A 22,974-nucleotide genomic window follows, 5' to 3' on the forward strand; every position below is an offset into this window, starting at 1 on the left:
ACGCCCGCCCTTTGCATGGGCGCCGCTGCCGCGTTAGGGGCTTGTGCATGACCCCCATCGCCTCCCTTGCCGCCCGTTTCGGGATCGGCGTCGCCACATCCCTGGTCCTGAACGTTCCGGCCGCCCAGGCCGTCGAAACTCCGTTCGCACGCACCCAGGGCGCAGAGGTGCGCCTCCTGGCGGGCACGGTGAAGGACGGAGCGCTGGAAGCCGGAATCGAGATCCGCCTTGCCCCCGGCTGGAAGACCTATTGGCGCTATCCCGGCGACAGCGGCATCCCCCCAAGGTTTGACTGGTCGAACTCCCGCAATGTGGCCGGCGCCACCGTCGCCTTCCCAGCCCCTCGGCGCTTCTCGGACGGCGGCGGCGGCTCCTCTATCGGCTATAAGGGTTCGGTGACCTTGCCCGTCCGGGTGATGCTGGCGGACCCCGCCAAGCCCACTCGCATCGATCTTTCGCTTGATTTCGCGGTCTGCGATGCCTTGTGCGTGCCAGCCCATGTGCAGGTGTCCCTGGACGTGCCGGCCGGCGGCGACGACGAACCGTCCCTGAAGGCCGCAACCGCGGCGCTCCCGGTGAAGACGCCGCTTGGCGCTCCGGGTCCATTCGGCATTGATGGGGTGTCGGTGGATACCAGCCAGACGCCGCCGGTGGTGGTGGTGAAGGCCCGCGGGGGTCCCAAGGCGGACCTGTTCGCGGAAGGCCCAAGCGAAGCCTGGGCCCTGCCCCTGCCGACCCGCGAGGAGACGGGCGACGGCGCCCTGACCTTCCGATTCGCGCTCGACGGCCTGCCCAAAGATGCGGCTTGGCCGAATGCGCTCCTGCGCCTGACCTTGTCCGAGCCGGGCAAGGCCATCGAGACCGAGGCCCCGCTCAAGACGCCGTGAGCGAAGGGGCCTCCCACGGCGGCGTTTGGAGCACTGTCGGGAACACGGAATGGCGCGCGGTCCAGGAGCTGGAGCGTGTCCGTGTGGCGATGAAGCGCAAGGCGGCGCATGGGCGCGATCTGCGCTTTCCTCCTCCGTAAATGTCCCTATCCTGCGCGCGGCTCGCGCGGCGGCTTTCGCCGCGCGGCACCCCATCCGGCGTGCACGGCCGGAGACCATCAGCGGAGCAAGACATGCCCATCCAAGTCGGCGACACCCTCCCGTCCGTGACCTTCCGCGTCGGCACCGAAGACGGGCCGGTGCCGAAGACCACCGAGGAAATCTTCAAGGGCAAGCGCGTGGTCCTGTTCGCGGTGCCCGGCGCCTTCACCCCCACCTGCCACAAGAACCATCTGCCGGGCTATGTGGCGCGCGCGGACGAGATCAAGGGCAAGGGCATTGACACCATCGCGGTGGTGGCCGTGAACGACCCCTTCGTCATGAGCGCCTGGGAAAAGGCTTCCGGCGCCGACGGCAAGGTGCTGTTCCTGTCCGACGGCAATGCGGACTTCGCCAAGGCCGTGGACCTGACCTTCGACGGCGGCATGGCCGGCCTCGGCATCCGCGCCAAGCGCTTCTCCATGCTGGTGGAAGACGGCGTGGTGAAGTCCCTCAACGTGGAGGACGTGCCCTCCAAGGCGGACGTGTCCAGCGCCCAGACCATGCTCGGCCAGATCTGAGTCCCACGCCCAGTCCGCCGGTCCGCCGGCGGACGCCCCCGTCAAGCGATGATGTCGGGGAACAACTGGTCCTCCAGGTGGCTGATCTTGTCCTTGAGCTGGAGCTTGCGCTTCTTCAGCCGCTGGATCTGGAGCACGTCCGAGCCCGACACGGCGGTGAGGGCGTCGATGGCCACGTCCAGATCGCGATGCTCCTGCCGCAGGCGTTCCAGCAGAAGCTTCAGATCCCGTTCCTCGTCACTGGTCATGCAAGAATCCGCCGCGCCCGGAAGAGGCTGTCCCTAAGCGAATATCGCACGGGGATACGCGCCCGCAAGTCACCCAAAGCCACTGCGCGGGGACACACGGCGCCGCATGGGAGACTGGGATGCGGCCGTTCGTTTGCTGCGGTGCCGCATAAGTGGCCCATCGACTCTTCGCCGCCTCCATGACAGACTGATGTCCGTTGCAGACAGGGAGAGGCGAAAGCATGTCCGTCCAGTCGCACATTGCAGAGCTTGAGCGTCGTCACGCAGCTCTCGACACGGAATTGTCCCGTGAACTCCAGCGCCCGGCCACCGACCCCACGCGGATTGCCGAACTGAAGCGCAAGAAGCTCGTCCTGAAGGACCAGATCACCCGCCTGAGAGGCAATAGCACCGTACATTGAGCGTCACTGTGCCGTCGTGCCGGCCAGCGCTTCATCGTGTGAGGGAGGGGCAATCGCCTCTCTAGGACGATGGGATGCAGGTTCGGATGTCCGGCACTTCACAAACGAGCACCGGTTGACGTTAGGGAAAGTTCTGCAACACCTTTCCCCCGTCCCTTGCCCGGCGCTTACGTGAAGTTTGCGCGTGAGTGTTCCATCTGCGCCCAAATGCCTTTAATCGGGCGCCATGGCTCCTCCGCTCATCCAGCTCCAGGACATCCACCTGCGCTTCGGCGCGACCCCCTTGCTCGACGGCGCAGACCTCGCGGTATCGCCCGATGACCGCCTGTGCCTCGTGGGGCGCAACGGCTCGGGAAAGTCCACCTTGCTGAAGGTGGCCGCCGGCCTCATCGAGCCGGATTCGGGCACGCGCTTCTTCCAGCCGGGCGCGACGGTCCGGTATCTGCCGCAAGAGCCGGACTTTTCCGGCGTTGCGTCCACGCTGGCCTATGTGGAGGCCGGCCTCGGGCCGGGCGACGATCCCTATCGCGCCCGGTACCTGCTTGAACAATTGGGTCTCACCGGCGAGGAGGAGCCCAACCGCCTGTCCGGCGGGGAGGCGCGCCGTGCCGCTTTGGCCCGTGTGCTGGCGCCCGAGCCCGACGTTCTGCTCCTCGACGAGCCCACCAATCATCTCGATCTGCCGGCCATCGAATGGCTGGAAAGCGAATTGAAGTCGCTGCGCTCGGCCCTCGTGGTCATCAGCCATGACCGCCGGTTCCTGGAGACCTTGTCGCGCGCCACCGTCTGGCTCGACCGCGGCACCACGCGGCGCCTCGACCAGGGTTTCGGCAAGTTCGAGGCTTGGCGCGACGATGTGCTGGAACAGGAAGAGACTGAGCGCCACAAGCTGGACCGCAAGATCGTCGCGGAGCTGGACTGGCTGCGCTATGGCGTCACAGCCCGCCGGAAGCGGAACGTGCGTCGCCTCGGCCAGCTTCACGCCATGCGCAAGGACCGGCGCGAGGAGCGCCGTTCGCAAGGCAATGTGAAGATCACGGTCAGCGAGGCGGACACTTCCGGCAAGCTGGTGATCGAGGCCAAGGGCATCTCCAAGACGTTCGCCGAAGTGCCGGTGGTGAAGGACTTCTCCACCCGCATCCTGCGCGGCGACCGGATCGGCATCGTCGGCCCCAACGGCGCCGGAAAGACCACGCTGCTGAAGATGCTGATCGGGGACCTTAAGCCAGACACCGGAACGGTGAAGATCGGCGCGAACCTGGAGATCGCCTCGCTCGACCAGCGCCGCACGGCCCTTGATCCGGACACCACCTTGCGCGACGCGCTGACCGGCGGCGGGTCCGACCAGGTGATGGTGGGCGGCGTGCCCAAGCACGTCATGGGCTATCTCAAGGACTTCCTGTTCACGCCGGAGCAGGCCAACTCGCCTTTGCGTGTGCTGTCGGGCGGCGAGCGCGCCCGCCTCATGCTCGCGCGTGCCCTGGCGCTGCCCTCCAACATGCTGGTGCTGGACGAGCCCACCAACGACCTCGACCTGGAAACCCTCGACCTGCTGCAGGAGATGGTGGCCGACTATCCCGGCACCGTGCTGCTGGTGAGCCACGACCGTGACTTCCTGGATCGAACCGTCTCCTCGGTCATCGTCGCCGAGGGCGAGGGCGTTTTCCGGGAATATGCCGGTGGCTATTCGGACATGGTGGCCCAGCGTGGCCGTGGCGTGGAGACCAAGGGCAAAGGCGAGGGCCGCGGCGCCGCCAAGGGAGAGTCCCGTGTCGACAAGGCACCGGCCAAGCCGGAGGCGGAGAAGAAGCGGCGCCTGAGCTTCCACGAACAGCACGCGCTGAAAACCTTGCCGCAGACCATGGAGAAGCTGCAGGCCGAGATCGCCCGCCTCGGGGCACTGCTCGCCGACCCGCAGCTCTATGCCAAGGATCCGGCCAAGTTCGAGCGCTCGTCGAACGCACTCGCCAAGGCGCAAGGCGAGTTGGAGGCGGCCGAGGAGGAATGGCTGCGTCTGGAAATCCTGCGCGAGGAAGCCGGAGGCTGACGCGCGCCGCCACGCCTCAGATGGCGGGGCCGGCTTCGAAATCGCGATGCTGCGCGGAGTAGTCCGCCAGCCAGCGGAGGAGATCCGGCATGGCCATGGCCCGGGCATAGAGATAGCCCTGCGCCACATCGCAGCCGATGGTGCGCAGGAGCGCTTCCTGCGCCTCTGTCTCCACCCCTTCGGCCGTGACCTCCAGGGACAGTTCCCGGCCGAGCCGGACGATGGCTTCCGCGATTCGCGCTTCGCTGGTGTTGGGCCGCAACCCCTCCAGGAAGGAGCGGTCGATCTTGACGCCGGTCACGGGCAGCCGGCGCAAATAGGCCAGACTCGAATGGCCCGTGCCGAAATCGTCCACCGAGACCGCGACCCCAAGGGCACGGATGCGCCGCAATGCATCGATGGCGCGGGACGTATCCGCCATGATGGTGGATTCCGTCAGTTCCACCTCCAGGTCGCCAGCGCCCGCACCGCTCGCCGCCAGGATGTCGCGGATGCGCTCCGGCAAAGCCCCGTCTGAGAATTGATGGGCCGAGACATTCACCGACAGCCGGCCGCTGATGAGCCCGCGTGCCCGCAGGTCCACGATATCGCGGCATACCCGCGTGAGGGCGAAATCCCCGAGCGCATGAATGAGATGAGAGGTCTCCGCCACCGGAATGAAGAAGTCCGGCATGGCCAGATGGCCGTCCGGCATGCGCCAGCGCATCAGCCCCTCGAACCCACGCACGCGGCGGGTTCTTAGATCGATCTTAGGCTGATAGTGGATTTCAAGCTCGTCCTGCGCCACCGCCCGGTGCAAGGCCGTCTCGATCTCCATGAGGTGGCCGGCGCGGCGCGACAGGGAAGGAATGAAGAAGCGGAAGGTGCCGCCCCCTGCCGACTTGGCGAGCGACAGCGCCAGGTCCGAGCGCAGCGAGATGGTGGCGGCATCGCCCCCGTCCGCGGGGAAGCAGGCGATACCCAGGCTCGCGCCGAGCCGCAGGTCCCGGCCCTCGATGGCAAAGGGCCGCGCCACTTCCAGGACGATGCGCGCGCCCAGCTTGGACAATTCGTCGTGGTCGGAAAGCCCCGGCACGATCATGGAAAACTCGTCGCCTCCAGTGCGTGCGAGTGTCCCGTTTCCCGCCGTAAGAGCGGACAGGCGGTAGCTCACTTCCTGCAGCACCAGGTCGCCCGCCTTGTGCCCGAAAGCGGCATTGATGGGGGCGAACCGGTCGAGGTCGACAGTGATGACGGACAGTGCCAGTCCGTCGCGCTTGGCATCCTCGATGGCCGCTTCCAGGCGCAGGCCGAAATGGCGCCGGCTCGGCAGGCCGGTGACGGGATCGAACGCCCCTTCGTCCCGCGTGCTGCGCTCCACCTGGCCGGAGAGATCCTCGATCATGGACCAGATGTAAGGCCGCCCCTGCTCGGGGGTCACAAGCACGCCATGCAGCCGCACGGGAATGCGCCGGCCGCTGGCATGGATGAACTCTTTCACATAGGGCCCGTAGCGCTGGTCCGTGTCGATGGATTCCAGCTGGTTGGCCTCGCTCGCCGCATAGGTGGTGGGGGTCAGGTCCCAGTAGCTGAGCTTAAGCAGGTCGTCTCGCGAATAGCCGGTCATGGCCTGGAAGGTGCGGTTCACATCCAGGAACGTACCATCGAGGGCGTTTCGCGCCATGCCGATGGGCGCATGGTCGAACAGGGACTGGAGCATGCCCTCGTTGCGCACCACGGACAGCTGGTGGATCGGCCAAGCCGAGATGTCTGTCCGCAAGCCCATGGCCCGGATCGGCCGCCCCTGTGCGCGCAGGGTCACGCGGCCGCGGGCCACCACCCAGGTCCAGCCGCCCCCGGGCAGGGCACGGCGGAACTCCACGCGGCAGCGCCCGTCGCGAACGAACTGCGCCATCATGTCGGGCATCACCCGGCCAGCATCATCGGGATGAATGAGGGCGCGCCAGGATTCGAGGGAATAGAGCGGGCAACTGGTGGTGCCGCCGGTCACCGGAGCGGCGCCGGTGAGATCCAGTTCCCAGGGATGGTCGCGCGTGGCGTCGAGCACCTTGCGCAAGCGTTCCGCCTGCGCGTGGCGGCGGCGCTGCCAGGCCGTGACGCAGGTGACATCCTCGGCGATCCCCCGCCAGAGCACCCCCCGCCCTTCCGCCCGCGCGGGCCGCGCTCGAATGAGCAGGCTGCGCGTCCCCCGTTCGGGATGGCGGATCACATAGACACCTTGCCATACGGACAGGCCGGCGGCATGGCGCCGCTCATCGGCGAGCATATCCTTGAGGCTTTGGCGCGAAAAACGGGAGAACAGTGCATCGGGGGCGCGATAAACCTCCTCCGGCCGGACGCCGAAAAGCTCCTCCACCGCCGCGCTCACGCGGGAAAATCGGACGCCTTCGTCGCTCACCGTGCATGCAAAGGGGACCACCCCAAGGCCGAGGTGCTCCGGACCGCCCAGATCCTCGTCCACCCCCGCGTTCGGACCGGCCCTGTCCTCGTCCATCCGTCCCCGGCCTTCCTGCAGACTGGCGATCGGACCTGGGGAGCCGCGCTCCAACCGACCCTTAACATCGCACCTTATTTTTACGATGGGCGGACGGGGCGCCGAGGTCAAGCGCCGAACGCATCGGGTTGTATCATTCTTCCATGCACGCCAGCAGCTTAGCTTACATTATCTTCCATTTTCACGGCTTTCCGAGACCCTGAAATCCACGGTTTGCGCGGCGGGCACAGGTTTTGCCGAAGGGCGCGGGAATGGCGAGCCGGCACGACATTCCGCATCGGCGTGACGCTTTCGGCTTGGTCGCCGTCCCATTCGGGTATAGTTGCTCCGGGCAAAGTCAGACGCAGGATGGCGAGATGTCAGTGGCGACGGCGGTTCCGCAGGAAACCCGCACCGAAATGACCAACCGCTGGAGCCGGGAAGAGGCACAACGTCTCTATGACCTGCCGCTCAACGACCTGCTGTTCGAAGCCCAGAGCGTGCATCGCCGGCATTTCGATCCCAACAAGGTGCAGATGAGCCGCCTGCTGTCCATCAAGACCGGCGGCTGCCCCGAGGATTGCGGCTATTGCAGCCAGTCCGCCCATGCACCCACGGGCCTCAAGGCCTCCAAGCTCATGGAAGTGGAGCGCGTCATCGCCGAGGCCCGCAAGGCCAAGGAAGGCGGCGCCACCCGCTATTGCATGGGCGCCGCCTGGCGCTCGCCCAAGGAGCGGGACATGGACATGGTGGTGGCCATGGTGGAGGGCGTCAAAGCCCTCGGCATGGAAACCTGCATGACGCTGGGCATGCTGACCCCCGACCAGGCGGGGCGCCTTTCCGTGGCTGGGCTTGATTACTACAACCACAACCTCGACACGTCCGAGCGCTATTACAGCGAGATCATTACCACCCGCACCTTCGCCGACCGCCTGGAGACCCTCTCCAATGTGCGTGACGCCGGCATCAAGGTGTGCGCGGGCGGAATCCTGGGCATGGGCGAGACCGCGGATGACCGGATCGACATGCTGCTGACGCTCGCCAACATGGACGTGCCGCCGGAGAGCGTGCCCATCAACATGCTCATTCCCATTCCCGGCTCGCGCCTCGCCAATGCCAAGCCGGTGGACCCTTTCGAGTTCGTGCGCACCATCGCGCTCGCCCGCATCCTCATGCCCACCTCCCATGTGCGCCTGTCCGCCGGCCGCACCGAGATGAGTGACGAATTGCAGGCCATGTGCTTCTTTGCCGGCGCCAATTCCATCTTCGTGGGCGACTGCCTGCTGACCGCCGACAATCCCGGCGAGGACCACGACACCGCTTTGTTCCGCCGCCTGGGAATCACCGGCGAGGACCTCCCGCAGCCGGAGGCGGAAACCCGCCAATGAGCGGTGCGCGGCTCGCGCGGTTCGAGACCACCCTGGCGGGCCTGAAGGGCCGCGCCCGGGCGCGGTCGCTCCAGGGGCGCGAGGGGCACGATTTTGCCTCCAACGACTATATCGGCCTTGCCAGCTCCCCCCGCCTCGCCGACGCCGTTCAGGCGGCACTCGCGCGCGGCGTGCCGGTGGGGGCGGCCGGCTCGCGGCTCCTGCGCGGCAATCATCCCGAGCACGAGGCGCTGGAGGCGGAAGCCGCCGCCTTTTTTGGCGCACCGGCCTGCCTGTTCTTCGGCAGCGGCTTCGACGCCAATCTCGCCCTCTTCTCCACCTTGCCCCGGCGCGAGGATTTGGTGGTCCATGACGCGCTGATCCATGCCAGCGTTCATTCCGGCATGGCGGCGGGCAAGGCCAAGGTGGTCTCCGCCGCACACAATGACGCGCAGGCCTTCGAGGATGCCATCCGCACCTGGCGCGCCGAGGGCGGACGCGGCACGCCCTGGCTCGCGGTGGAGAGCATCTATTCCATGGATGGCGATGCCGCGCCGCTCGGCGATCTCGTCGCCGTTGCGGAACGCCATGACGGCTTCCTGGTGGTGGACGAGGCCCACGCCACCGGCGTGTTCGGCGCACAGGGGCGCGGCCTTGGCGCGGCTTTCGAGGGGCGCGAGTGCCTCATCAGCCTGCACACCTGTGGCAAGGGGCTCGGCGTCTCCGGCGCGCTGGTGAGCGCGCACGCGAGCCTCATTTCCTTCCTCATCAACCGGGCCCGCCCCTTCATATACGCCACCGCACCCTCGCCGCTCATGGCCGCAACGGTGCGCGAGGCGCTGCGCGTGTGCGCCGACGAGCCCGAGCGGCGGGACCGCCTCTCCACCCTCGTGCGGCACGCCGAAGCCCGGCTTGCCTCCCGCCTCGGCGTGCCGGCCAGCGGCTCGCAGATCATCCCCGTGATGATCGGCTCCAACGCCCGGGCCATGGAGGTTGCGCGACGGGTGCAGGCGGCCGGGTTCGACTGCCGCGCCATCCGCCCGCCCACGGTGCCCGAGGGCACGGCGCGCCTGCGCATCTCGCTCACCTTGAATGTGGATGCCGCAACCGTGGACGGCCTGGTGGATGCCATCGCATTCGCGCTTCAAGACGTGGCCGCCTGAAGGCGCACGTCCGGGGACCCACCATGCCCGCCTTCATCGTCACCGGCACCGACACCGGCATCGGCAAGACCATCTTCAGCGCCGCCCTGACCGGGGCCTTGGGCGCGCGCTATTGGAAGCCCGTGCAATCGGGCCTCGAAGAGGAGACCGACAGCGCCACGGTCGCCCGTCTCGGCCGTGTGCCGCCGGAGCGCATCCTGCCCGAAGCCTATCGGCTCCAGCTCCCCGCCTCACCCCATCTCTCGGCGGAAGCGGAAGGCGTCGCCATCGATCCCGACGCCCTGGTGCCGCCGGAGGGAAATGGCCCGCTGATCATCGAGGGCGCCGGCGGCCTCCTGGTGCCGCTCACGCGATCCCTGTTGACCATCGACCTGTTCGCCCGCTGGGGCCTGCCGGTGATCCTGTGCGCACGCACCACGCTCGGCACCATCAACCACACCTTGCTGTCCGTCGAGGCGCTGCGTCGGCGGAACATGGCGATCCATGGCATCGCCTTCATAGGACCGGAGATGCCGGACAATGCCCGTGTCATCGCGGACTTTTCGGGCGTAAAGATCCTGGGCCGGCTGCCGGTGCTCGACCCGCTTGACCCTGAGCGGCTCGCCGGCGCCTTCGCTGACCATTTCGACCTGCGGGACTTTGCCTGATGCTGTCGTCCTCCCCCGTCTGGCACCCCTTCACCCAGCACGCCACGGAGCCGGCGCCGCCGCGCATCGTGCGGACGGAAGGCGCCTATCTGGAGAGCGAAGATGGCCGCCGCATCCTGGACTGCATCTCGTCCTGGTGGGTCATCACCCATGGCCACCGGCACCCCGCCATCATGGCCGCCATCCGGGAGGCGAGCGAAAGCCTCGACCAGATCATCTTCGCCGGCTTCACCCACGAACCCGCCGAGGCGCTGGCGCGCGAACTGGTGAAGCTTGCCCCGGCAGGCCTCGACCACGTCTTCTTTTCCGATTCGGGCTCCACCTGCGTGGAAGTGGCGCTGAAGATGGCGCTCGGCACCTTCCGCAATCGCGGCGAGCGGCGGTCGCGCATCGTGGTGATGGAGGACAGCTATCACGGCGACACGATCGGCACCATGAGCGTGGGCGCGCGGGGCGTCTTCAACGCCGCCTACGAGCCCATCCTGTTCGACGTGGACCGCATCCCCTTCCCCGTCGCCGGCCGGGAGCAGGTGACGCTGGATGCCTTCGAGGCCGTGGCGCGCTCGCGAGAGGCCGCCGCGCTCATCCTGGAGCCGCTGGTTCTGGGATCGGGCGGCATGCGCATGTATCCGCCCTGCGTATTGCGGGACCTCCACGCAATTGCTGAGGCCACCGGCACCCTCTTCGTCCTGGACGAGGTCATGACCGGCTGGGGCCGCACGGGCACCCTCTTCGCCTGCCAGCAGGCGGCCGTGCGGCCGGACATATTGTGCACCTCCAAGGGCCTGACCGGGGGCGCGATCCCCCTCGCCGCCACCCTCGCAACCCAAGAGATTTTCGACGCCCATTACTCCACGGACAGGCGCCATACCTTCTTCCATTCCTCCTCTTATACCGCCAATCCCATCGCCTGCGCCGCCGGGCTCGCCAATGTGCGCGTGTGGCAGGAAGAGCCTGTGGCGACGCGGATCGCCCATCTCGCGCGCATGCAGGCGGAGCGGCTGTTCCGGCTGGCGCAGAACCCGCATTTCTCTTCGCCCCGCCAGTGCGGCACCATCGCCGCCATTGACCTGAACGTACCGGATGGCGGGTATCTGGCCGATGCGGGGCCGCGTATGCGCGCCTTCTTCCTTGGGCGCGACCTCCTGGTCCGGCCGCTGGGCAACGTGCTTTATGTGATGCCGCCGTACTGCGTCACCGAGGCCGAACTCGACCGTGTCTATGACGCCATGGCCGAGGCCGGCCGGCAGTTCGGTGTGGCGGCGTGACAGCGGGAACCCACATTCTGGGCTTCGGCCATGCGGTGCCTGGCCGCCGGGTGCCGAATGGGGAAATCGAGGAGCGGCTTGGTCTCGGCCCGGGTTGGATCGAGCGGCGCACGGGCATTGTGGAGCGCCGCTGGGCCGCGCCGGAAGACACGCTGTCGGACCTCGCCGCAGCGGCGGGCCGGATGGCACTCGCCGAGGCTGTGACGCACGGCCTCGATCGAGGCGCCATCGGCCTGACCCTCCTCGCCACCTCGACGCCGGACCACCTCCTGCCGCCTTCCGCTCCCCTGGTGGCGCACAAATTGGGGCTGAGCGGATCGGGCGCTGCGGACCTTGCCGGCGCGTGCGGCGGCTTCCTCTATGCCCTGGTCCTGGCGGAGGGTTTTGTGCGGACATCGCGAACGCCGGCATTGGTGATCGCAGCCAATCTCCTGAGCCGCCGCATCAACCCTGACGAGCGGGGCAGCTGCGTCCTGTTCGCAGATGCCGCCGGGGCGGTGGTTCTGGCGCCCAGCCCGCGGCCGGAGGCGGGGATCCTTGCCGCGCACCTGACATCCGACGGGGCCGGCTATGGCCTGATCCAGGTGCCAGCCGGCGGCTCGAGCCACCCTTTTGCGCCCGACCTGCCGGTGGAGGACACCCGCATGACCATCACGGATGGACAGGCTGTGTTCGTCGAAGCGGTGCGGCTGATGACAGACAGCGCCCGGCGGGCGCTTGGCCGCGCAGGCCTTGCGGCGGACGCAGTGGATCATTTCGTCCCCCACCAGGCCAATGCGCGCCTGATGCATGCCGTGGCTCACAACCTTGTCATTCCGCAGGACAAGGTCCTCTCCTCGGTGGCGCTGTTCGGGAATTCGTCGGCCGCCACCATCCCGCTGACCCTTTCGCTCGCCCATGAAAAAAAGCCGTTCCGCCCCGGCGAAATGCTCCTCATGAGTGCGGCGGGCGCGGGATTGACGGGCGGGGCCTGCGTTCTGCGGCTGTAGGCACCCCGTCCACCGCGCTTTACAGGCCCTCCTCCGGGGTGCATTCCTCATCGAACCATAGGGAAGGAGCCGGCCAGCGAGGCAGGCAGCTTTCCGAGGAGGCCGGTGGTCGGCGAGGAAACACGTAATGGTCCGTTGGGCGTTGCGGGCGGTCTTGGCGCTGGGCGTCCTGGCCGGCCTTGTGGTTGGCACCTTCCTTCTGTTGGCGCGCCTGCCGTCCGCCGAACCCCTGCGCCGTACCCTCGTGGAACGGGGACTGACGCAGATCTGGGGCCAGCCGGTCGAAGTGAAGGGTGCGGTCTCCGTCACCTTCCGACCACGCCTTGCCGTCCATGCCCGGCAGGTGGTGTCGTCCACTGTCGGCGAAGAGGCGGAGATCGGCGAACTGGTCCTGGCGCTCGCGCCCTACGCGGATCTGCGGCCGGACAGCCCCTTCTTCGGCTTCGCGCTCTCCGATGCGCGGTTCAACATTCTCATTCACCAGCACCTCAACCCAGCCCCGGGCTCCATCCTCTCCTCGCCCGTCCAATTGCTGCGCCACCTCCCCCACCTGAAGCTCGACCGGGTCGCCGTCGACTTCAACGATCCCGAACTTGGTTGGCGCTTCCTCGTGGAGCTGGACCGGCTGAGGACCTCCCCGGAAGGCGGCCGCGAGAAGGGCGAGGCCAAGGGACGCCTGAATGGGCGGCCGCTCGACCTCAGTTTCATATTTGATCGTGAGACGGAGCGGCCGGAGTTCGAAGCCGACAGCGCAAGGCCCTATGGCGCGAAGATTTTATTCGGATCGCAGGGCCTCACCGGGAGCCTGATGGTGCGCGCCCCGAACCTGGAGTTCGAGGGCGACATGGTGGGCAGCCTGACTGCGCGCACAACGAGCCTTGACGACCTCCTGGCGCTCGCTCGCATCGCCCCGATCGGCGGAGGCTCCGGCCACATGAGCGCGGAACTGGGCATCGAGGCCCATGCGCTGTCCGTGCCGAAGCTGAACGTGGACTTCACCCTTCCGGACGGGGCCCGCGTGACCCTCCATGGCAAGGTCGACGACGCCCTCCACGGAAAGGGCATCTCCATCAATGCAGTGGCGGACATCGACCCCGATGCTCCCCCCGCCGTCTCCATCCGCGACATCACGGTGACCCGGCTGTCCGGCCATTTTCTCAACGCCCGTCGCGGCTTGATGCTTAACGACATCCATATCGGCACCAACGCGTTCGCCGAGAACCTGCGGGAGATCGGCCCCATCCAGGTGGCACGCGTCCAGCGCGGGCCGGACGGCGAGGTGGCGCTACGGGGCATTTCCGTGGTGGCCGGCCCGGAGGACAAGCCCATCTTCCGCCTGACCGGTTCCATTGGCGACGTGCTGGATTTCTCCCAGGTGGAACTGGCCGGCAGCATCGACATGGCGGTGTCCGACGTGCTCCTCCTTTCGGGCGGGAAACCTGAGGACCTCGGACGCCTCGTCGGCAATATCGCCATCTCCGACGCCGACGGAACCCTCGGCATCAACGCCTTCACGGCGGAACTTCAGGGTACAGATCTCGTCAGGGCGAAGCTGGCGCTCCGCCTCGACGACCTGCCCGGTGAGAAGGGACCCCAGCCGACCCAGTTCCATGCCGACATCCAGGTGCCCCGTCTGGGGCAACTCGCGCGCGCCCTCGGCTTTTCCAGCGACTTCGACGGACCCGCGAGCTTTCTCGGCGACCTTGCCGGCACCAGTGACAGCCTGAAGGCGGACGGGCAGGTGGAGCTCGGCCGCACCCGCATCGACGGCGCGCTCACCTCCGAAGCCCGCGGGGAGCGCAGCTTCATATCCGGACACATCCACTCCCCCACCCTCTATGTGAACGAATTGCGCGAGGTGTTCCGGCGCGATGACGACAGCCCCCCTGTGCCCCGCATTTCCATCGTCGGCGCCAGCGCGCCCGCTGGCGGCAGCCAACTGGACCTCATCGCCTCCACCGATGCCGATGTGCGGGTGAGCGCCGATCGGCTCGATGGATCCGTGGAGGGGGCGAGCGGGATCGAGGCGCGCGTCCGGCTTGAGAAGGGCGTCCTGCGGGGCGACCCGGTCCGGGTGCGCTATGGCGGCGGTGTGATCGAGGCGGTGGTCAGCAGTGAAGGCGAGCAGGTCCTGCGCGCCAAGGGCAATGGCCAGGGCTGGCCGCTGGCCTCACTGATGCGCGGCGGCAAGGGCGGCGTTTCCGCATCCGGTACCGTGCGTCTGGATTTCGACCTCACAGCCAAGCTGGGCGTCGACACCGACCCGCTCCGCACCCTGGACGGCACCGCCACAGCGCGGGTGCGCAATGGGCGGCTCGGCACCGGCATGCTGGACCTCGCCGGCCTCGGCGTGCTGGGGGGCCTGTTCAATCCCAACGTGATGAAGGGCGAGAGCCCGCTGCGCTGCGTGAAGGTGCCGCTGAGCTTCAGCAACGGGGTCGGGAAGACCGACCCGGTGATCGTAATCGAGACCGATGCGGTGCAGGCGCTCGGGCGCGGCACCATCAATCTGGTGCGCAACACGGTCGACCTCTACATGGTGCCCCGGCCCCTCAATGCCCTCGGCGGGGCGGCGGGCTACAGCTTTACGGTGAAGGGCAACCTGGACAGTCCGACCATCGGCATGGCGAGCGGCGGCGGCACGGGGCTGAAGGGCAATTACCGCTGCGAGTGAGCCGGCCGCCTCCATCGCCCCCATAGAACAATCCCCCCGCCCCCGAAGGCGCGGGGGGTGAGAGATCAGGCTGCGATGGCCAGCTCCTCGTCATCGTCGTCCTTGCCCACATCCACATTCTCGCCCTCCCACTTGGCGACCACGGTGGTGGCAAGGCCGTTGCCGATGACGTTGGTGGCGGACCGCCCCATGTCCAGGAACTGGTCGACGCCGAGAACCAGGAGCAGGCCGGCTGATGGCAGCTTGAACATCTCAAGCGTCGCCGCCACCACCACCAGGGAGCCGCGCGGCACCGCGCCCATGCCCTTGGACGTGACCATGAGGGCGAGCAGCATGACGATCTGCTGGCTCCAGCTCAGCTCGATGCCATAGGCCTGGGCGATGAAGAGCACCGCGAAGGTGCAATACATCATGGAGCCGTCCAGGTTGAACGAATAGCCGAGCGGCAGCACGAAGCTGACGATCTTCTCGCTCACCGGTACCCGCTCCAGCTGGCGCATCATGGAGGGATAGGCCGCCTCGCTGGAGGCGGTGGTGAAGGCGACGATGAAGGGCGCCCGCAGCAGCGACACCACACGGATCGCCGTCTTGCCGAGGAACAGGAAGCCGGCCCCGAACATCACGCACCACAGGATGGCCAGGCTCAGATAGAAGGAGGCCATGTACTTCCCATAGGTGAGAAGGATGCCCGGCCCGTGCTCCGTCACGATGGAGGCGATGGCCGCGAACACCGCGAGCGGCGCCAGGGACATCACATAGCCGGTGATCTTGAGGATGACGTGCGAGGCCTCCTCGATCAGCGCCACCAGCACGCGCGCCTTGTGCCCCACGGAAGCCGCCGCCACCCCGAAGAAGATCGAGAAGATGACGATCTGGAGCACTTCATTGTTGGCCAGCGCCCCCACCGCGCTGCTGGGCACAGCGTGCTTGATGAACTCGTCGAGCGAGAAGGAGCCCGCCTGGATGCCGGAGGAGGCGTCCAGCGGCGGCAGGGGCATATTGAGGTCCTTGCCCGGCGCCAGCAGGTTCACCATCACCATGCCGATGAAGAGCGAGACCAGAGAGGCCGTGATGAACCACAGCATGGCCTTTCCGCCCACCCGGCCGATGGTCTTCATGTCACCCATATGCGCCACGCCGGCCACCAGCGAGGTGAAGACCAGCGGGCCGATGATCATCTTCACCAGGCGCAGGAAGATCTCGGTAATCAACGAGATGTGGTTGGCGATGTTCTCGGCGACCTTGGGGTCCGGCCAGAGGACATGATTGGCATATCCGACAATGACGCCCAGGATGAGCGCGATAACGATATACAAAGTCAGCTTGTGCTTCACTCTGGTCCCCCGTCCGTTCTGCTTGCTTGAAAACTCACCCCAGCATGCGGGGTTTATCCCTGCGCGGTCGAAGCCATGGAATGCGTGTCGACGCATGCGCCATGGGGTCGGATTTACACGTGGATCGGGCCGGCCTCCGTGCGGGAGCCCGGCACCATCCAAGCTGCGGCGGAACAATGAGTTTTCAAACAGCCTCCCCGTTGCGGGCACCCTCGCATTTCGGCCGAAATGTGTCGAGCGTCTGTTCTAGGCATGGCAAATCCCGGCTGCAGAATTTGCAGGCAGCTGTCCCTCCAGGCCTGTCGCTGCGTCATCTGCCGGCTCGAATGCCTGCAGGTCCAGCCATTTCCCAAGCTTGGCTTCATGAAATCAGAGGCTTAGGCTCACACTCCCTTAACGACGCCACGCCGCGCGCATGGACGCGCGGGAGCCCGGCCGCTAAGATTGCTCTGACCCTGGATTTCCACCGAGGCGGAGCATCGTTGCGACCTACCCACCGGCGTCTGACGTCACGCAGCACTTCCGGCGAGGTCTTTGTCCGCCTCTCATGCGTCTCCCTCGCTCTCGCGGGAGCGGGCGCCCTGTTCTGCACGTCTCCCGCCCGGGCCGATGACCCCACTTTTTTTGACCAGGCGATGGCATGGTTCAATCCGGACGCCGCTCGGGACGAAGCGCCGGCACCCGATGCCGTGCCTTATGGAGTCACCTTCGACGTAATCGGGGATGGCGCAGCGCGCACAGCGGTGACCCAAGCGTCGAACCTGGAGACGCTGCGCCGCGCCCCTCCCTCCGGCGCGGCCGGCCTGGTCCGCCGGGCGCTGGCGGACAATGACCGGATCGTCGCCGCACTGTTCAGTCAGGGCTATTATGGCGGCAGCCTGAAAATCACCGTTGCCGGCCGCCCGCCGGATGCGCCGGACGTGTTCGCGGCCGTGGACGCGGCGCGCAAGGCCGGCCCTGTCCCGGTGGTGGTGCGCGTGGAAACCGGCCCGCGCTTCACCTTCGGCACCGTGCAGATCCTCGATGCCGCCACCCGCAAGCCCCTGCCCTCCATGCCGACCCTGCGCAGCCTGAACCTGGTGGCCGGCGAACCCGCACGGTCCACGGCGGTGATCGCAGCCGAGGGGCGGATCGTGGCGCGCCTACGGGACGAGGCCCATCCCTTCGCCAAGATCACGGCGAAGGACGTGGTGGCGGACCATGCCACCCGCATGCTCAACGTCACCTTCCTGGTGGCGCCAGGGCCAGTGGCCACCTTCGGCCCGTTCACGGTGAGCGGCGGGGAGAGCCTGCCGCCCAATTTCGTTTCAGAGCGGATCGACATCCGCCCCGGCGAGCCCTTCTCGCCGGATCGGCTGGAGCGGCTGCGCCGCCGCCTCCTCACCTATGAAATCATCGGTTCGGTGCGCTTCGTCGAGGCCGACCGGCTGAATGCGCGCGGCGAGCTGCCCATCGAGGTGCAGATCGGCGAGCGCAAGCCGCGCTATGTGGGCTTCTCGGCCAATTATTCGAGCACGGATGGCTCCTCAGCCAATGCCTTCTGGGGTCACCGCAACCTGTTCGGCGGCGGCGAGACCTTGCGGCTCGACGCGCAGGCTTCCTGGTTCGGCGAGAAGTCCGACGCGGTTCCCGATGCCGACCCGTTCGGCTACAAGGTTTCCGCCACCTTCATGAAGCCGGGCATCTTCACCCCCAATGACGACCTGGTCGCCCAGGCGGCGGTGCTGCGCGAAGTGACCAATGCCTATGTCCGCGAGGCCGTCACCTTCCTCGGCGGCGTGCGGCACAGGTTCGACGATTATATGAGCCTCCAGGTGGGGCTGGATCTGGAAGCCTCCAAGGTGGAGGACAGCACCGGCTGGCGCGACTATCCCATTGCCGGCGTTCCATTCGACTTCAACTTCGACAATACGGACAGCCTGCTGGATGCCTCGCGCGGCGTGCGCGCCAGCGCCACGGTGGAGCCCTTTGCCTATTTCGGCGGCGAAGGCGCAGGTCCCGTTCTCATGAAAGCCTCGATCTCCACCTATAAGGCGCTGGACGAGGACAACCGCATCATCCTGGCGGGCAAAGTGGCGGCGGGCTCCATTTTTGGCGTCCAGTACGAGAACGCCCCGCCCCAGCGGTTGTTCTATGTGGGCGGCGGAGGCACCTTGCGCGGTTACGAATATCAGGCGGCGAGCCCCCGCAATGCCCAGGGCATCATTGTCGGCGGCCTGAGTTTCTTCACCGCATCGGCGGAGGCGCGCATCCGCATCACCGATACCATCGGCATCGTGCCCTTCTTCGATCTGGGCGCGGCCTTCGCATCCGACGTGCCAGACTTCAACAATCTGCAATATTCCTACGGCATCGGTCTGCGCTACTACACCGCCATCGGGCCGATCCGGCTCGACCTCGCCTTCCCCGGCGACGCCCAGGTGGCCGGCACCAATTACGGGCTGTATGTCAGCCTGGGGCAGTCCTTCTGATGCGCGCGCTCCATCTCGCCTCGCGCTCCCTCCTCTATCTGGCGATCTTCCTGATCGGCTTCCTGCTGGCTGGCTTCGGCCTCATCCAGACGCCGCCGGGCCGCGCCATGATCGCCTCGCTCGCCAGCCGGATGGCCTCCGCAGACGGGCTGAAGGTGCAGATCGAGGGGTTGTCGGGATTCATCCCATCCAGCATGCGGGTGGCCAGCATCGACCTTTCCGACCCGGACGGTTCGTTCGCACGCATCGAAGGGTTGACTGTTCACTGGAGCCCGCTGGCGCTGCTGTCGGGCAGCGTGAATGTGGGGCTCGTCAGCGCAGATCGCGTCATCGTGCAACGCAAGCCCGATCTGCCGCCGGCACCGGCGAAGGCTTCCGAGGGCTCCAGCTTCGGGCGCAACCTGCGGGTGCTGGTGGACCGCATCGAGACACCGGCCGTGGACATTGAGGAGCCGGTGTTCGGCCAGAAGGCCCGCTTCGGCTTTGAGGGCGGGCTTCGCATCGACGGCCCCGGCCAGGGGCTCTCGCTGAATTTCAACCTCAACCGCAGGGATGCCGAGGGCTTCGCCGCCGGCACCGTGCGCTACGCGCCGGAAACGGCAGCCCTTGACGTGGACATCACCGCCCGGGAGCCGGAGGGCGGCATCTTCGCCCGCCTCGCCGGCCTTGAAGGCCTGCCCGCCTTCGATGCCCAGGTGAAGGGCGCGGGCACGCTGGACGCCTGGGCGGGGACGTTGGAAGCGAAGGCGGGCGATCTTGCCCGCCTCGAAGGGGCGGCGTCCGTGCGTGCCCAGGGCAATGCCCGCGTGGTCCAACTGACCGCCCGCGGCGATGTGGGACGGGCGCTTCCCCAGGCTTATTCCCGCCTCTTCGAAGGGGAAAGCGACCTCTCGAGCCGCATCGTCATGGCCGAGGATGGCGGCTTCCAGGTGGATGTGCTCGATCTGCGCTCCGCTGGCTTCAGCTTCTCGGCGCGGGGCGGCGTGCCCACCAACGGCCCGATCACCCTCACCTTCCAGGCCCGCACGGGCTCCGCCGAGCGCTATTCCGCCCTGCTGCCGGGCCTCGCCTGGGACGAAGCCCGGCTCGAGGGTGGCATTTCCGGCACCCTCCTTGCCCCGCAGATGCAGGTGCAGGTGAACGCCACCAAGGTGGCGGGCTTTGGCTATGGCATCGCCGTCCTTAAGGCCGAGGCGAGCGCCGTGCCGGATTCGGCGGGCACCTTCGCCCTGAAGGCGGACGCCACAGGGGAGGGACTTTCCGCCACCGATCCGAAGGTCGCCGCGGCCCTCGGCCCGCGCGGCACCCTCTCGGTGCGCGGCGTCCGGGCGCGGGGGGAGGATCCCCGGCTGACCGAAGCCACGGTCCGCCTCACCGGCGCCGACCTGCGCTTTGCCGGCAAGGCGGATCTTGAGACCATTGACGGCCGGCTGGACGTGGCGCGGCTTGATCTTGCCGCCCTCTCCCCCTTCGCGGGACGCCCCCTGGCCGGTCTTGTCGCCCTCACTGCCGATGTGAAGCGCGCCAGCGCCCAGGGCGCCCTGACCCTGTCGGTTGCTGGCACCGCCAAGGACGTGGCCACGGGCGAGCCGACCCTGGACGGTCTCGCGGGAGGCGCATCCAGCTTCAAGGGAGGCCTTTCCGTCGCCCCCGACGGATCTGTGGCGGTGGACAATTTCACCCTCGACGCCCCGGGCGCCGCGCTCGCGGTGAACGGGCGCATCGACACCCGCACGGCCGATCTCGCCGCCCAGCTCACCTTGCCGGACCTGAGGCGCCTGGACGGGCGGCTTGAGGGAGCGGCACGGGCAAAAGCCGCCTTTTCGGGGCGCCTCGCTGCCCTCGACATGACCGCGCAGGCCACCATCGCCAATGGCAAGGCCATGGGCCACGCCATTGAAGGCCTCACCATTGATGTCACCGCCAAGGACCTCACGGGCCGGATCTCGGGAACCGGCCAACTCGCCGGCCAAGTGGGCGGCAAGCCATCCCGCGGCAGTCTGGCCTTTGCGACGGGGGCGGATGGATCCCGTGCACTGACCGGGCTCGACCTTGCGGTCGGCAGTGTCGCGGCGCGGGGCGCGGTCACGCTGGCGCCTTCCGGCCTTGCCACCGGCGAACTTTCCCTGGCCGCCGGAAATCTCGCCGATATTTCAGCCCTGACCCTGACCGAACTGGGTGGCCGCGCTGACGGGACCGTCACCCTCGACACGCCCAACGGCGTCCAGCGGGTAACGGTGCGCGGCACATTTGCCAATTTTCTGGCCTCGGGGCAGCGCGTGGCCAATGCTCGGATTGATCTTTCGGTGACCGACCCGCGCGTCTCGGCCGCCATCCAGGGGGTGGTGGACGCCACCGGCATCGAGGCCGGCAGCCTCGTCATCTCCAGGGCGAGCCTGTCCGCGCAGCCGGAAGGCGCGGGGACGCGGCTTGTCCTCGACGCCGACGCCCAGGGTGCGAGCCTTGCCGCCCGCGCGCTCCTGGCCCGGCAAGGAGACGCCCAGACACTGCGCCTCGACACCCTGCGCCTGGCGCGCGACCGCACCACCGCCACCCTCAGCGCGCCCGCCACCCTCACCTATGCTGCCGGCAGCGCCAGCGTCGACCGCTTTGCCCTGGCGCTGTCCGGGGGCGGCACCGTGATGGCACAAGGACGTGCAGGCGACACGCTCGACCTGACGCTGGAAGCCCGCGCGGTGCCGCTGGCGCTCGCCGCCCTGGTGGATCCCAGCCTGTCGCCCAGCGGAACGCTCGCCGCCAACGCGCGCATCACCGGCACTCCCTCAGTCCCCACCGGCCGCTACGACCTGACGGTCACGCGCGCCACCATGCCCCAGATCACCGCCGCCGGAGCAGGGCCCTTCGACTTCCGGGCCAATGGCACGCTGGCGAACGGACGGGCGAGCATCGCCTCGACGCTTTCCGGTCCCTCCCTGTCGGGCATGACCATCAACGGTTCCATCCCCGTCTCCGACGGCGCGCTGGACCTGACCATTCGCGGGTCGGTCTCGCTGGCCATCGCCAATGCCGTGCTGGCCACCTCCGGCGCTCGGGCAGCGGGCACCGCGGCGTTGGATCTGACCCTGCGCGGCAGCTTCGAGGAGCCGCGCGCCGGTGGCACCATCCGCCTCACTGGCGGGCGCTATGAGGACGCCGTCACCGGCGTGACGCTGGAGCGCATCCAGGCGGTGATTACAGGGACGGACCGCAGCCTTACCGTCTCGTCCTTCCAGGCCTTCACCCCCAACGGGGGGAACATCCAGGGCCAGGGCACGATCGGCCTTGATCCGGCCGCCGGCTTCCCGGGCCGCATCGAACTGACGCTCAACAATGCGCAGCTCGCCAATAGCGAGCTGATCCGCCTGGTGGCCGGCGGGCGCATTTCGCTCTCTGGCGCCCTGATCCGCACGCCAGCGGTTTCAGGCACAATCGAGGTGCGAGAGCTGGACGTGAACATTCCCGACCGCCTGCCCGGTGGCGCGAAGGCGCTCAATGTGCGGCATGTGAACCTGCCCCCCGGCAGCCCCAAGCCTGCAAGCCTGCGCCAACCGCCGCAGCGGCCGGGTCGCGGGGCACCGAGCCCATTCGTCGCCACGCTGGACCTGACCATCAATGCGCCGAACCGGGTGTTTGTGCGCGGAATGGGGCTGGACGCGGAATTGGCCGGCACCTTCCAGGTGCGCGGCACCAGCGCCGCGCCGCAGACCGTGGGCGGCTTCGAATTGCTGCGCGGGCGTCTGGAAATCATCGGCCGCCGTCTGGACTTCACCCGGGGTCGCCTGACCTTCAATGGCGACACGGATCCCGACCTGGACTTCGTTGCCGAAAGCACGGCCTCCGACGTGACCGCGCGCATCATCATCGCGGGGCGCGCCTCGCAGCCGGAGATCACCTTCACGTCCACGCCGGAATTGCCTCAGGACGAAGTGGTGGCGCGGTTGCTGTTCGGGCGCTCGGCCGGCCAGCTCTCCGCCGGCCAGGCGCTCCAGGTGGCGCAGGCGGTGACGGCATTGTCCGGCCAGGGCAATGCATTGCTGGGCAATCTGCGCCGTTCGCTCGGCGTCGACAGCCTGAGCGTCGGCACCAACGCGGCCGGCACGGGCGGCGAGATCGGCATCGGCCGACGGATCAATGACCGGCTTTACCTGGGCGTTCGGCAAGGCACGACGCCCAACTCCTCGCAAGCCACCATCGACCTGGACCTCTCCCGCAACATCCGCCTGCAGGGCGCGACAGGTGCCGACGGCAACGCGTCAGTGGGCATTGGGGCCCAATGGGACTACTGA

At 67.7% G+C, this 22,974-nt stretch carries 15 protein-coding genes; 12 read left to right on the forward strand and 3 right to left on the reverse strand.

The features are described from left to right. Positions 1–47 precede the first annotated feature (47 nt). Together PV781_RS21955 and PV781_RS21960 are read left to right on the forward strand one after the other, a co-directional pair. Positions 48–887: a protein-disulfide reductase DsbD domain-containing protein gene (locus PV781_RS21955; RefSeq protein ID WP_274777755.1), complete on the forward strand. Its 840-nt coding sequence runs from the start codon at positions 48–50 to the stop codon at positions 885–887. Between the two features lie 233 nt (positions 888–1,120). Then, positions 1,121–1,606 carry a peroxiredoxin gene (locus PV781_RS21960; RefSeq protein ID WP_274777756.1) on the forward strand — a complete coding sequence of 162 codons (486 nt, stop codon included), beginning with the start codon at positions 1,121–1,123 and terminating at the stop codon, positions 1,604–1,606. Between the two features lie 41 nt (positions 1,607–1,647). Here PV781_RS21960 and PV781_RS21965 read toward each other — a convergent pair whose 3' ends face one another. Next, the gene (locus tag PV781_RS21965; protein ID WP_209104019.1) at positions 1,648–1,854 is read right to left on the reverse strand and encodes a YdcH family protein; all 207 of its coding nucleotides are present in this window, start codon (positions 1,852–1,854) and stop codon (positions 1,648–1,650) included. 221 nt (positions 1,855–2,075) lie between these two features. Between PV781_RS21965 and PV781_RS21970 the strand changes: the two genes are divergently transcribed. Together PV781_RS21970 and PV781_RS21975 are read left to right on the forward strand one after the other, a co-directional pair. Beyond that, positions 2,076–2,255 (forward strand): YdcH family protein, encoded by a 180-nt coding sequence (locus tag PV781_RS21970; protein ID WP_274777757.1) that lies wholly within the window; start codon positions 2,076–2,078, stop codon positions 2,253–2,255. A gap of 226 nt (positions 2,256–2,481) precedes the next feature. Beyond that, the gene (locus PV781_RS21975) at positions 2,482–4,302 is read left to right on the forward strand and encodes an ABC-F family ATP-binding cassette domain-containing protein (RefSeq protein ID WP_274777758.1); all 1,821 of its coding nucleotides are present in this window, start codon (positions 2,482–2,484) and stop codon (positions 4,300–4,302) included. 16 nt (positions 4,303–4,318) lie between these two features. On the opposite strand, the gene PV781_RS21980 is transcribed toward PV781_RS21975, so the two are convergent. After that, positions 4,319–6,796 carry a sensor domain-containing protein gene (locus tag PV781_RS21980; RefSeq protein ID WP_274777759.1) on the reverse strand — a complete coding sequence of 826 codons (2,478 nt, stop codon included), beginning with the start codon at positions 6,794–6,796 and terminating at the stop codon, positions 4,319–4,321. A gap of 356 nt (positions 6,797–7,152) precedes the next feature. Here PV781_RS21980 and bioB point away from each other — a divergent pair, with 356 nt between their 5' ends. The 6 genes from bioB to PV781_RS22010 all read left to right on the forward strand — a co-directional run bounded on the left by bioB (position 7,153) and on the right by PV781_RS22010 (position 14,883). Then, complete coding sequence (bioB, locus tag PV781_RS21985) at positions 7,153–8,163, forward strand: biotin synthase BioB (RefSeq protein WP_274777760.1); 1,011 nt, start codon at positions 7,153–7,155, stop codon at positions 8,161–8,163. After that, positions 8,160–9,305 carry an 8-amino-7-oxononanoate synthase gene (locus tag PV781_RS21990; protein WP_274777761.1) on the forward strand — a complete coding sequence of 382 codons (1,146 nt, stop codon included), beginning with the start codon at positions 8,160–8,162 and terminating at the stop codon, positions 9,303–9,305. Before bioB ends, PV781_RS21990 begins: the two co-directional genes overlap by 4 nt. Positions 9,306–9,328: 23 nt before the next feature. Then, positions 9,329–9,952 (forward strand): dethiobiotin synthase, encoded by a 624-nt coding sequence (gene bioD / locus PV781_RS21995; protein WP_274777762.1) that lies wholly within the window; start codon positions 9,329–9,331, stop codon positions 9,950–9,952. Positions 9,953–9,954: 2 nt separating this feature from the next. Then, the gene (locus tag PV781_RS22000; RefSeq protein ID WP_274777796.1) at positions 9,955–11,220 is read left to right on the forward strand and encodes an adenosylmethionine--8-amino-7-oxononanoate transaminase; all 1,266 of its coding nucleotides are present in this window, start codon (positions 9,955–9,957) and stop codon (positions 11,218–11,220) included. Beyond that, entirely contained in the window at positions 11,217–12,209 is a 993-nt protein-coding gene (locus PV781_RS22005; RefSeq protein ID WP_274777763.1) for a beta-ketoacyl-ACP synthase III, read from the forward strand. The genes PV781_RS22000 and PV781_RS22005 overlap by 4 nt, the downstream gene beginning before the upstream one ends. A 127-nt stretch (positions 12,210–12,336) precedes the next feature. After that, a complete protein-coding gene (locus PV781_RS22010) occupies positions 12,337–14,883 on the forward strand; it encodes an AsmA family protein (RefSeq protein WP_274777764.1) in 2,547 nt (848 codons plus the stop codon). A gap of 65 nt (positions 14,884–14,948) precedes the next feature. Here the strand turns inward: PV781_RS22010 and PV781_RS22015 are convergent, their stop codons facing one another. After that, positions 14,949–16,217 carry a dicarboxylate/amino acid:cation symporter gene (locus PV781_RS22015; RefSeq protein WP_274777765.1) on the reverse strand — a complete coding sequence of 423 codons (1,269 nt, stop codon included), beginning with the start codon at positions 16,215–16,217 and terminating at the stop codon, positions 14,949–14,951. 635 nt (positions 16,218–16,852) lie between these two features. Here PV781_RS22015 and PV781_RS22020 point away from each other — a divergent pair. Then, a complete protein-coding gene (locus tag PV781_RS22020) occupies positions 16,853–18,688 on the forward strand; it encodes an autotransporter assembly complex protein TamA (protein WP_274777766.1) in 1,836 nt (611 codons plus the stop codon). Continuing rightward, positions 18,688–22,974, forward strand: coding sequence for a translocation/assembly module TamB domain-containing protein (locus PV781_RS22025; RefSeq protein WP_274777767.1), 4,287 nt, complete (start codon positions 18,688–18,690; stop codon positions 22,972–22,974). The genes PV781_RS22020 and PV781_RS22025 overlap by 1 nt, the downstream gene beginning before the upstream one ends.

This window comes from Aquabacter sediminis (assembly GCF_028863665.1).
Classification (GTDB): Bacteria; Pseudomonadota; Alphaproteobacteria; order Rhizobiales; family Xanthobacteraceae; genus L1I39.